The organism is Petralouisia muris (assembly GCF_004793545.1).
Classification (GTDB): domain Bacteria; phylum Bacillota; class Clostridia; order Lachnospirales; family Lachnospiraceae; genus Petralouisia; species Petralouisia muris.
On the sequence record NZ_SRYA01000011.1, the window covers coordinates 105,556 to 115,353 of the forward strand.

17 protein-coding genes are annotated in these 9,798 nt (G+C 40.6%); 2 read left to right on the forward strand and 15 right to left on the reverse strand.

Annotated elements, in window-relative coordinates; translation table 11 throughout:
- Nucleotides 1-49: 49 nt before the first annotated feature.
- The 8 genes from ilvN to E5329_RS07325 form a co-directional block, all read right to left on the reverse strand.
- Nucleotides 50-550: an acetolactate synthase small subunit gene (gene ilvN, locus E5329_RS07290; protein ID WP_135988903.1), complete on the reverse strand. Its 501-nt coding sequence runs from the start codon at nucleotides 548-550 to the stop codon at nucleotides 50-52.
- A gap of 276 nt (nucleotides 551-826) precedes the next feature.
- On the reverse strand, nucleotides 827-1,861 hold the full coding sequence (locus E5329_RS07295) for an HAAS signaling domain-containing protein (RefSeq protein ID WP_135988904.1): 1,035 nt from the start codon (nucleotides 1,859-1,861) through the stop codon (nucleotides 827-829).
- A 35-nt stretch (nucleotides 1,862-1,896) separates the two neighbouring features.
- Entirely contained in the window at nucleotides 1,897-2,235 is a 339-nt protein-coding gene (locus E5329_RS07300) for a PadR family transcriptional regulator (protein WP_275443095.1), read from the reverse strand.
- A 135-nt stretch (nucleotides 2,236-2,370) separates the two neighbouring features.
- Nucleotides 2,371-3,219: a hypothetical protein gene (locus E5329_RS07305; protein WP_135988906.1), complete on the reverse strand. Its 849-nt coding sequence runs from the start codon at nucleotides 3,217-3,219 to the stop codon at nucleotides 2,371-2,373.
- 77 nt (nucleotides 3,220-3,296) lie between these two features.
- Nucleotides 3,297-4,148, reverse strand: coding sequence for a YwqG family protein (locus E5329_RS07310; protein ID WP_168356547.1), 852 nt, complete (start codon nucleotides 4,146-4,148; stop codon nucleotides 3,297-3,299).
- Nucleotides 4,149-4,242: 94 nt separating this feature from the next.
- Nucleotides 4,243-4,695, reverse strand: coding sequence for a sigma factor-like helix-turn-helix DNA-binding protein (locus tag E5329_RS07315; protein WP_135988908.1), 453 nt, complete (start codon nucleotides 4,693-4,695; stop codon nucleotides 4,243-4,245).
- A gap of 36 nt (nucleotides 4,696-4,731) precedes the next feature.
- A complete protein-coding gene (locus tag E5329_RS07320; protein WP_135988909.1) occupies nucleotides 4,732-5,112 on the reverse strand; it encodes a sigma factor in 381 nt (126 codons plus the stop codon).
- Between the two features lie 396 nt (nucleotides 5,113-5,508).
- Complete coding sequence (locus E5329_RS07325; RefSeq protein WP_135988910.1) at nucleotides 5,509-6,186, reverse strand: recombinase family protein; 678 nt, start codon at nucleotides 6,184-6,186, stop codon at nucleotides 5,509-5,511.
- 212 nt (nucleotides 6,187-6,398) lie between these two features.
- Between E5329_RS07325 and E5329_RS07330 the strand changes: the two genes are divergently transcribed.
- Complete coding sequence (locus E5329_RS07330; RefSeq protein ID WP_121705144.1) at nucleotides 6,399-6,626, forward strand: type II toxin-antitoxin system HicA family toxin; 228 nt, start codon at nucleotides 6,399-6,401, stop codon at nucleotides 6,624-6,626.
- Nucleotides 6,627-6,673: 47 nt separating this feature from the next.
- The gene (locus tag E5329_RS07335) at nucleotides 6,674-7,018 is read left to right on the forward strand and encodes a type II toxin-antitoxin system HicB family antitoxin (RefSeq protein ID WP_135988911.1); all 345 of its coding nucleotides are present in this window, start codon (nucleotides 6,674-6,676) and stop codon (nucleotides 7,016-7,018) included.
- Nucleotides 7,019-7,085: 67 nt separating this feature from the next.
- Here the strand turns inward: E5329_RS07335 and E5329_RS07340 are convergent, their stop codons facing one another.
- From E5329_RS07340 to E5329_RS07370, 7 genes are all read right to left on the reverse strand, one after another.
- Nucleotides 7,086-7,436 (reverse strand): hypothetical protein, encoded by a 351-nt coding sequence (locus tag E5329_RS07340; RefSeq protein ID WP_135988912.1) that lies wholly within the window; start codon nucleotides 7,434-7,436, stop codon nucleotides 7,086-7,088.
- 22 nt (nucleotides 7,437-7,458) lie between these two features.
- Nucleotides 7,459-7,932: a hypothetical protein gene (locus E5329_RS07345; protein WP_135988913.1), complete on the reverse strand. Its 474-nt coding sequence runs from the start codon at nucleotides 7,930-7,932 to the stop codon at nucleotides 7,459-7,461.
- Nucleotides 7,933-7,947: 15 nt separating this feature from the next.
- Nucleotides 7,948-8,346 carry a hypothetical protein gene (locus E5329_RS07350; protein ID WP_135988914.1) on the reverse strand — a complete coding sequence of 133 codons (399 nt, stop codon included), beginning with the start codon at nucleotides 8,344-8,346 and terminating at the stop codon, nucleotides 7,948-7,950.
- A 51-nt stretch (nucleotides 8,347-8,397) separates the two neighbouring features.
- The gene (locus tag E5329_RS07355) at nucleotides 8,398-8,658 is read right to left on the reverse strand and encodes a hypothetical protein (RefSeq protein ID WP_135988915.1); all 261 of its coding nucleotides are present in this window, start codon (nucleotides 8,656-8,658) and stop codon (nucleotides 8,398-8,400) included.
- On the reverse strand, nucleotides 8,648-9,193 hold the full coding sequence (locus E5329_RS07360) for a hypothetical protein (RefSeq protein ID WP_135988916.1): 546 nt from the start codon (nucleotides 9,191-9,193) through the stop codon (nucleotides 8,648-8,650). Before E5329_RS07360 ends, E5329_RS07355 begins: the two co-directional genes overlap by 11 nt.
- Nucleotides 9,194-9,273: 80 nt before the next feature.
- A complete protein-coding gene (locus tag E5329_RS07365) occupies nucleotides 9,274-9,519 on the reverse strand; it encodes an HNH endonuclease (protein WP_135988917.1) in 246 nt (81 codons plus the stop codon).
- On the reverse strand, nucleotides 9,500-9,721 hold the full coding sequence (locus E5329_RS07370; protein ID WP_135988918.1) for a hypothetical protein: 222 nt from the start codon (nucleotides 9,719-9,721) through the stop codon (nucleotides 9,500-9,502). The genes E5329_RS07365 and E5329_RS07370 overlap by 20 nt, the downstream gene beginning before the upstream one ends.
- Between the last annotated feature and the right edge of the window lie 77 nt (nucleotides 9,722-9,798).

Consider the following 9,798-nt stretch of genomic DNA (forward strand, 5'->3'; position numbering starts at 1 on the left):
TATCTGCACTGTCACTGAATACGGCGCAAATGCGGATCATACCTGTGTTTCAGTCAAACATCTTCACGTCAGAAGATCCTCTGGTAAGCCCAGTAATTCCAGTCCTTGCCAGTTCCAGTATTTCATAGCCTTCCAACAGTTCCAGGAATGCGTCTAACTTGCTCTGACTTCCAATCAGCTCAATCATCATGGAATCATTGGTCACATCCACGATCTTTGTCTTAAAAATCTCTGCCAGGGAAATTACTGCCTGACGCTCCGTATTCTTTACACGGATCTTAATCAAAATCAACTCCCTGCATACGGAACTTCCATTTTCCAGCTTCTTGATGTCCACAACATCCTCCAGCTTGGCAAGCTGTTTCTCAATCTGCTCTAAAATCAGCTCATCGCCGCTTGATACAATCGTGATTCTTGTAAATCTGGGATCTGCCGTCACGCCGGCCGAAATACTGTCAATATTATACCCTCTCCGGCTGAATAAACCGGACACATGGCTGAGTACATTCGGCGTATTCTCAACCAAAATTGATAATGCCTGTCTTTCCATGTATCGTAACCTGCCTTTTCCTGTTGTAACTGCCTTGTCCACTCTTTGGAATTGCTTCCCGCCATATGGCGGAAATGGATTTCCAACGCGCTCTAAATAAGTTTAGCATATTAAATTGGTTTGTCAATAGGTTCCGGACTTTGTTTTGCCCCTGCCTATACAAATTATTTTTAATATCCATTCTTTGAAGTTATATCAGCATAAAGGATATTGCATAAGAAGATTTGTTCTGCGCAATCTGCTGCGATATTTAACTGCCAGAGCAATAGCGTATGATTAATCCCCGTATCTGCAGGTTTTATAGACAGTCACGCAGATTTCTGCCAGCGTAATTAACACTATGCCTGTCAGCAGTATATTGGAAACCAATCCGTCATTCCAATAAAAGAGCAAATCTGTGCGGGAAGTAATTTTCAATTCAAATGCTTCTTCCAGTTCCCGGACAAAATTGGGATTCCAGAAAGGCAGAACTTTCAGCAGCAGAACAGACAAAATAATCTCTGTAATACCGGACAAAATCTGGCTGATCATTACTTTTTGGCAATAACGGCCTGTCATCAGCTTTATAATTTCATTCATTAATTCTATGGCAACATCAATAACCAGAACCGGAAGAATCACATTCCATGCTCCATGATTAAAGGGCGACACAAATTTCCAGCTTTTATTCCCTGCATTTATACTGACAAACCACTCCGGCGCAAATATCAACAGCAGTCCAAACAACAGAGTAAACACAATTCCCACGATACAGTCTCCTCTGTGAATCCTGGCTTTTTCATCCGGAACCGGAGGCAGCTTTGCCGGCGTCCATGCCTTTAATTTCTCTACAGACCAGTCCTTTTCCTTTGTTATCTTAATCTGCACTCTCACATTGTAACGCTCAAATAGTGCAAACATCAATGTCAGCAGTCCAAATCCTCCTGTCAGGCTTATCAGTGTGTTGATAAACACCGTTTCTACATAAAAGGATACTTGCAGCAGCAGACCGGGAGAAAACACCGCCTGAAAAATAATGGAAACCAGATGAAAGGCCAGTGTAGATATCAGAAAAACTTTCATCATCCAGCAATAATCCCCATAATACTCCGGCCCAATCAGATAATTATGCCTTCCGCTGTACTTCTGGGCAAATTCTCTGGGATCCCCTAATTTTGTAAGAATCTCTTCCATCCCGGCTCCCTTCTGCTCCATCATATCAGAAATCAGTTCCTCCAGTTCCAGCCGGATTTCTTCCCTCTGCTTCTTCGGAACCCTCCGGACTACCTCATAAATATAACGCTCCATCATTTCATTCTTTTCCATTGTCATCTGCGCCTCCAATCTGTGCCTGTAGTGCACACCCTCTAATTTTCTTCCAATAGCTTCTCCATATTTTCGGAAATACTCTTCCACTGTTCCTTCAGATTCTCATACACTTCATTGCCAGCTTCTGTCCTTCTGTAATACTTCCTGGGTTTAGCTCCTCCTGTCTCCCATTCGCTTATCAGAAGTCCCTGCTTCTCTAACCGCCGCAGCAGGGGGTACAGGGTATTTGTTTCTATTGCCACCCCTTTTTCTTCCAGGCTCTGCACCAATGCGTATCCGTATTTCGGTGTTTGAAGCTGGCTTAAGACACTTAAAATCAGCGTTCCCCGCCTCAGCTCCAGCAAAAGGTTTTCCATGATTTCCTTTTTTTCACTCACATTATCACCTCTTTTTCTCATTATAGTGTATGTCACACACTATTGTCAATATAAAAATATATTTTTAATTAAAATAACGTTAAAAAGGCCATATCAGAAATTTCTCTGATATGGCCTTTTTATCATGAGCTGATTTCAAGGACGGTTCCAACTCTCCTCAATTCCGTTTGCCCGCCACCGGTTATCCTCATGAACATAGTCATTTACCAGCAGGTATTGAAACCTGCTGACGGTTTTCAATGCATTATAAATGTAGCGCAGAGGTATCCGGGAACGATTGTTCTCAGGATTTCCAGGCTCTGCCAGAAATACGGTGTCATCCTCCTGATACAGCCAGATATTGACATAATGCCCCGGCGTATTTGTCCAGAAGGAATCATCATTGCCGCTGCTGACCAGAACAATTGCCGACTTTGCCGACTTAATCTGCTGCTGAAATTCTTCATAAGACTTGGGCTTTCTGTGAAGTTCGCCGCTGATCCCGCAGACTCTCAGCGCACACCGCATTTCCTCCCAGTCAATGGCTCCGTATTCTCCGCCCGGTGTATAATCGGAAGCGATTCTTGCATGCTCAAACATATCCCAGGGAGAAACTTCATAGGGAGACAGGGTATTGTAAACATTTGCCATGCAGCACAAACCGCACCCAAAGCCCCCGAAGGGATTTCCTTCCACTTCAAATTTGCACCATTCTCCCGACCAGGGAATGCCTTCGCTCCAGGAGCGGGGTCCCTGCAGGAAGGAATAAACGTTTTCCTCCTGAATCACAACAGGCTGAATATTCTCCATCTGATCGATCTCATTCAAACTTTCCCCCAGCCATCTTGCAGTTCCCGCATATAGACTCTTTTCTTCCCTCTGCCCGCTGTCCTCAATCTCTGTTTCCTGCACCTGTTCTCTGTCTTTATTTTTAAAATACAAAATCAGAAACGTGAGCATAAACAGAAATAACAGAACCTGCAGTACCGGCAGATATTTTTTCATGGTTTCCTTCATTCTGTGTGCCTTTCCGTATCTCAACCCAGTTGGTAAAAGAAACTGTTTCTTTCGCATCCCAGGTTTTAACAGCAGTCCCAGTTATACAAAACTTTGCTGAAATCCCGTTTCTTCAAATCTTCCCGGTTTATGAAGAAATTTCCTACTCCGGCGTCGCCCCACATAATATAATCTTCCTCTTCCCCATAATCAGAATCCATCTGAAACAGCAGTGTGTCATAATACTGGTATTTTTCTTCATATTCCCTGGGATCTGTCTGGGTAAAATAAGGATATCCCAGCAGCCAGTGTCCATCATTGGCAACCTCCTCCACCAGATTGTCATAAGCTTCTTCGTCCAAAAGCTGGTACATAGAAAGGTCTTCGTACTGGTTTCCAAACTTTTCCCGGCCAATTTCATGAAAAAGCTTATGAAAATGATAATCTCCCTCTCCCATATAAACAGGCTTTCTGGTAATTTTCAATGCCGTCTCTTTCCAGATTGGCGTATACTCTTCCATCTCCTCATCCGTACAGTCTGGAATTTCAAGCTGGCGGATCTGACTCTCTGTTACCTGATAATCTATTTTCTCATGATAAACAACCCGAAAATTCCTCTGTACGTCCTGCTCATCAAAATCCATTCCGAATACGTCATCCAGCCCAATAAAGAACTGAAGCATACCGGTATCGGGAAGCAGTTCCTCCCGTTCCGTCTCTTGAAACATCCGTTCCAGATTAATCTGGGCCAGAAGCATCAGCTTTTTCCCGGCGCTGTCTGACGGATATTCCATATTCAGATCCCAGTAAGGCAGACCGCCAAATTTACTGTCAAAAAGCTCTGGCTTTTTTTCTTTATCTATGACTAATGAATATGCATTCCTCTCTGTCCTCTGTTTGATTTCCTGCAAAACTACTTCTGTATCTTTCCAGTCCATATCGCATCCCTCCATGATTCTGTAGTATTTTGGCGCCTCCAAAGAAATTGCCGGTACATCTAATCCAGCATCATGCTGCTGATGTACGGTTCCTTTAAACAACACTGATATTAATTTTACACCAGATAGAAGGATTCTTCAATAGGGCTTGGGATTTCCCTGAAAAAACTTTTTGTCTTTCATACGATGGTCCAGGAGAGAACTCCATTGACAATAAAGCTTGTAATTCTGCCCGGCATAAAGCAATATACTCCACTGTAGAAGTAAACCCATGCTCATTGAATTTATTCATACTGTTTCTGGATGCTCCGGCTTCCACAATATCAAATTTTTCCAATAATTCACGCTTTGCCTTGCCTATCCGTAACCGCCGCAGTCCTTTTTCCTTTATCTGGCGTATTCTGTCTATGGTTACGCCCTGCTCTCTGGCTACTGCTGCCATTGTCCGATTATTTATGAATATCTCTTTTATTATGCTGTTCTCTCTATCGCTTGTAAAACGCTCAGCAATGCACCATAATTGGCTTTTAGAGTGTTCGGCATACATTTTATCTATTGTTTCATCTTCAAGGCTAAAATCGGCTTATATGGTATCGGAAAGTGTCAAACTGTTATCATCTGCTAAAGGTGTGTCTAAACTGGCTGCCCCCTGCATCTGTATTTTCAATTCCGGCAGCAGTCTAACAGATACACGCATTTTATCAGGTATTTCATTGTCTGTCGGCACTCTGCCTGATTCCTGCTCCAACTTCTGTACGGTTTTCTTATAACGTGCTATTTTCTGCCTTGTGTGGCTCGGCATTCGCACCGCAGAGCCGCATTTTTCAAGATACCGCTGTACTGACTGCCTTATCCAGTATTCCGCATAAGTCATAAACCGCACATTTGCAGACGTTTCATAATGCTGTACCGCTTCCCACAATCCAAAATAGGATTCTTGCAATAATTCCTCCATAGGCGGCATATGGCTTTATGAATTTCTTAATCAATGGCAGATTGCTTTCATACAGTAATTGCATATAATCCGTTACAGAATAACCGTTCCTAATTTCAGAGACAATTTGCTCATTCGTCATTGCAATGCACCTACCCCTTTGCTATAATTTGAGTAGATGCAGGATATAAAGAGAAGTCAGCCCACAAAAGCAACGACTTCTCTTTCATTTTATCACAAAACCGCCTTTTTGCATATTTCAAAAATATTTTAGAATAACAGCAGGACTAAGCCTTTTTGAAAATGTCCGGCAGAAAAAGGTACTAACTACCCCTATGCGACGTTTCCCTATAAAACCCCCACGGCATGATATTTAGAACAAAAACAAAAGGCAGCAGTCCATTATGAACCCTGCCTAAACAATCCTTATTCTGCTTTCAATTCTCTCTTATATTTATAGAATGTATTTCTTGCAAGCCCTATCAGCTTCATGCAATCCACATCTGACAATGCACCATTAAAATCCTTGCTATGCTTCTGTATCTGCTTCTTTGCTTCAATAGATTTCTTTGTTGTCAGCTTTGCCCCCTGCTTCTGCCCGATCTGCTTACCGTTCAATCTTGCTGTTTCAATTCCCTCTTTCGTTCTCTGGTGCAAGTCCTGTACTTCTTTCTCCGACTGTTCAAAAGCAAGTCTTATCTGTTCCTTTGCAAGCGACATAAGGTACTTATTCACACCCTCTAAGATAAAGTCAACATTTGTTCCGGTCATTGATATATTACTCTCTAATGCTTTCTTATATGTGCTTGTGTTGATATGCGGCTCTTTCAGAAAGACAAGCTCTATACCCTTATTATATAATTCTTCATACAGACAGAAGCCCTCATCTGCATTCCTGCTCATTCGTGATACACTATCAAAGATAATAGTATCTCCTGCTTTGGCTTTTTTATACAACTTATTCCATTCTGGTCTGTCCTGCTTTGTTCCTGTATATACTTCCTGTATTATCACAGCCTTATCATAACTGCCCTTAATATTTCTAATCTGCCTGTCAATACTTTGCTGTTTTGTACTTATCCGGCAATATCCATACATACACATAAGCAACGCCCTCTCTTTCAGTATCACTTCTATCGTTCGTCTGTTTTGATATTTCTATTTTACATTTTATTATTGTTGTTGTCAATAACTTTTGATACTATTTTTATTCACATTACTTTTGATACTTTACAGACTTAGAAACAATTCTTTATTTTATGATTGATTTATAGTACTATATATGATACTATAATATAAGAAAGGAGATAATCACAGTGCCAAACGTAAAAAAGTTAATTGAAAAAATGAAGCAACAGCCAAATGGAATGCGACCAGAAGAAATAGACAAAGTTTTAGCAGCATACGGCTATATTCCGGCAAGGCAAAAAGGAAGCCATAAGCATTATCTGAATAAAGAAACTGGGGATTTGATAACAATAAAACAAGAAAATCCATTAAAAAAGGCTTATGTCGTAGATGTTCTGAATAGGATAGGGGAATAATCCCCTTATCCTGGCATAGCATAACAAGCGGAAAGGAGCAGGAAAGCATGGAAGTTAAAGATTATATGAAATTGCCCTATACAAGATTAGTACAGGAAATGAACGATGAAAGCGGACACTATTTCTATGGCAGAATTTTGGAACTTGACGGATGCCAAAGTACCAGTGATACACTTGAAGGATTATATGAAAGCCTTAATGAAGCATTGGAAGGATATATTGAAACAAAAATAGAAAATAATCTCTCTATACCGATTCCAGAAGCGCCAAACAATTACAGCGGTAAGTTTGTTGTAAGGCTTCCAAAATCTTTGCATCAAAGATTAGCCATTGAAGCAGAAAAAGAGGGGGTAAGCCTTAATCAGTTAGCATTATACAAGTTGGCACTTTAATATATTATACGCATAAGGCAGGGAATCAACACCCTGCCTTTGTTTATATTCTTTTGAATAATTTCCGTTAATGCAAACCGTTAGGAAAATAATAGACTGCTGCCCTCTGTGGCTCTACAGGTTTGAAATACTCGTCTGGGTTTTCTCCTGCTTCTATCAATTCCTGTCTGCATTGCTCTATCCTCTGCAAAAGTTCTTCCCGGCTCTCCCCGGTTATCGCCATTACATCATCTAAAGAGAAATACTCATGCTCATTAAATGCAGATGCAAGGCTCATTCTCAAACCACTATAAATAGCATCTAATGACAAATCATAGTTCTGTATGCCATCATCTATAATCGGTTCTAATTCGGCTCTGGTAACGCCATATTTGCCATAATTTGCAAGCAAATTGTTTATAAGTGTGTCCTTTTCCATAATGATCTACCTCGTTTTCTCTTTATCGTCCAAACAGAGTCATATTTTCAGCTATCGCCTTATGCCTTGCCATTGTGTCTGGAATTGCTAAAATTTCACTACGCTTTTTGTGTTCTTCCTCCAGCCGTTTAATATCTCGTGTTTTCGACGAATTTTTACGTCCAAAACCTGCTCCCATCTGTTCAACATAATAAGCATATCTTTCAGGATTGTTTCGCCTGAATTTGCAAAGCATATTATTTTCCCCATATCTTAACGCTTTTATAAAATCCTCATAACTTGCAATCTTCTTTTCACCCATTGTGTTTACCTCGCTGTTTGTGCGTTCAGGCTCTTTTATTCGTCCAGAACAAATTCCACAATAAAAATCCCATAACTTACTTGAATCTTCTTCTCCTATCTCCGCAAGCCGTTTTTCCCTTTCCGGAGTATTTGGAAGTGTGGAATACACATAATTATATATTTTCACCATGCGTTCATACTCTGCTTGATTCATATAAATTTCTCCCTCCTATCTAAAACTATACGGTTTATTTTTGAATGTGTTTTCAGTTAATCGCCTATTGTGTAGCCTTGTCTGCTCGTCCTGTTCCCGGTGGTATCTCTCCCGGTACTGCTGGTATAATTCCGGGGATTCTTTAGCAAATTTTGATAACTCTCTCAATGTTCCCTTTTCGCCACTTTCTGATTTCTTCACAAACTGTTCATAGGTCATAGTTCCGTTTCCTTTTTGTGCCATTTCTGTAATCTCCTTTCTTGTGATACGCCCAAGCATATAATCTTCTTCAAGGCTAAATACTGCTTTTCTTTCTGAATCGCTTAAAGAATTTATAGCTTGTTCCCTTTCCCGGCTTCCTTGCGGTGTAGAGAATACTTTGTTGTGTAGCTTTGCTATTCGTGTATAGTCCATTTCTTATACCTCATTCTTTCTTTATAAAAATTTTAATAGTAACCATAAAAATCATTTGTCTGGCAGATATGCAATCGGATAGCCTTTCACATCCAATCCATAAAACCGTTTCAGATCGTCCGACATACGCCTTTTCAGTAACGACATTTCGGGATAAATTCTTCTAAGTGTTGCTCGCACTATGTATAAGGAAATATTGTATTTCTCACAAATCATAGTGCAGATTTCAGTTTCAAGAACATATCCCTTCTGCCTAACCACGCTTAAAACTTCATTTTGCAGAATTTCTTCAACATATGCTTTAAAACTCATTTTCTCCCTCCTCATAATCCAGCTTCATTCCCAATTTCGGCAAATCCTCGCCTTGTGTCTTTGTAGGCTCCCCCAGTTTAGGCAGTTCGGCAGCAGTCAGAATACGCTTTGTCTCTTTGTTTGGTATGCTTTCTTCAATACTGATAGCATCTTTATAAGACAACCAATTTTTCATTAAGAAAATGCCGCTCGGAGGGCTTATTTTGCCGCCTAACATGGCTTGCTCAATAAATGCTCCTATAAACGCTTTTGCCGATTGTATCAACTCTTGACACATCTCACTGCATCCTGTTCCGTTATTCCAGTTGAAAAGCGTTGTCCTGCTGATATGCAATGCCATACAAAGAGATTCAATGCCCGGACGAATACTTGATTGCTGACAAAATGAAAAATATTCATCAATCCGCTGTTTGATTTCTTCGTCCGTTTCCGGCTTCCCCCTGTCATGTAATTGCTTTAATGATGTTACAAGTTCCTGTACCGTTGACGGCTCCATATCATCAATCTGCCCTTGTGGATAGCTGTTTCTTCCCATATTTTTACCTCTTTTCCGCTGATTTTCAGCTAATTATTTTTCTTTTTATGATGTTAAGATTGTGCGCTGTACCTAGTCTTTCACGCCCTCCTACGGTTATAGTAAGCGTGTATCTTCTTGTGACACGAACCGCAAAGAGTACAAAGGTCTGTCAGCACATTCTCATTGCCCAATCTTGCATAGGTCACATGATGGACGTTGATTTTTTTAATACGCTCAATCGGTCTGCCGCACATCACGCAACCGCCATCTATGGCTATTCGCTCCTGTTTCTTGGCTTCCCATTCCTCACTACGCATATAATCCTTATACTGCTGTGTCTGCATTTTTCATCATCTCCTTATAAATTCGTTCCAGTTCATCAATGACCGCCAATAATAACGCAATCGCAAATTTATGGTTATCATACTTCCTTGCTATCTGTCCGCTTTCACTAACTACCGCTTCCCAATACGCATCATCTGTCTGTACCTTTGAATATTTCTTGTGGAAATTCCACACATCTTTATATAAATCCCAATAATCCATAATGCACCTGCTTTCTGAAATACCGTTACAAAAACCGTAAAATTATTTACATTCATTTTGCACACTTCAATCTATTA

Excerpts from the sequence above, each read along its gene's own strand:
- ilvN (WP_135988903.1), bottom strand. The coding sequence starts at position 550 with ATGGAAAGACAGGCATTATCAATTTTGGTTGAGAATACGCCGAATGTA.
- E5329_RS07295 (WP_135988904.1), bottom strand. The coding sequence starts at position 1,861 with ATGACAATGGAAAAGAATGAAATGATGGAGCGTTATATTTATGAGGTA.
- E5329_RS07305 (WP_135988906.1), bottom strand. The coding sequence starts at position 3,219 with ATGAAAAAATATCTGCCGGTACTGCAGGTTCTGTTATTTCTGTTTATG.
- E5329_RS07310 (WP_168356547.1), bottom strand. The coding sequence starts at position 4,148 with ATGGACTGGAAAGATACAGAAGTAGTTTTGCAGGAAATCAAACAGAGG.
- E5329_RS07315 (WP_135988908.1), bottom strand. The coding sequence starts at position 4,695 with ATGTATGCCGAACACTCTAAAAGCCAATTATGGTGCATTGCTGAGCGT.
- E5329_RS07320 (WP_135988909.1), bottom strand. The coding sequence starts at position 5,112 with ATGCCGCCTATGGAGGAATTATTGCAAGAATCCTATTTTGGATTGTGG.
- E5329_RS07325 (WP_135988910.1), bottom strand. The coding sequence starts at position 6,186 with ATGTGTATGTATGGATATTGCCGGATAAGTACAAAACAGCAAAGTATT.
- E5329_RS07335 (WP_135988911.1), top strand. The coding sequence starts at position 6,674 with ATGGAAGTTAAAGATTATATGAAATTGCCCTATACAAGATTAGTACAG.
- E5329_RS07340 (WP_135988912.1), bottom strand. The coding sequence starts at position 7,436 with ATGGAAAAGGACACACTTATAAACAATTTGCTTGCAAATTATGGCAAA.
- E5329_RS07345 (WP_135988913.1), bottom strand. The coding sequence starts at position 7,932 with ATGAATCAAGCAGAGTATGAACGCATGGTGAAAATATATAATTATGTG.
- E5329_RS07350 (WP_135988914.1), bottom strand. The coding sequence starts at position 8,346 with ATGGACTATACACGAATAGCAAAGCTACACAACAAAGTATTCTCTACA.
- E5329_RS07355 (WP_135988915.1), bottom strand. The coding sequence starts at position 8,658 with ATGAGTTTTAAAGCATATGTTGAAGAAATTCTGCAAAATGAAGTTTTA.
- E5329_RS07360 (WP_135988916.1), bottom strand. The coding sequence starts at position 9,193 with ATGGGAAGAAACAGCTATCCACAAGGGCAGATTGATGATATGGAGCCG.
- E5329_RS07365 (WP_135988917.1), bottom strand. The coding sequence starts at position 9,519 with ATGCAGACACAGCAGTATAAGGATTATATGCGTAGTGAGGAATGGGAA.
- E5329_RS07370 (WP_135988918.1), bottom strand. The coding sequence starts at position 9,721 with ATGGATTATTGGGATTTATATAAAGATGTGTGGAATTTCCACAAGAAA.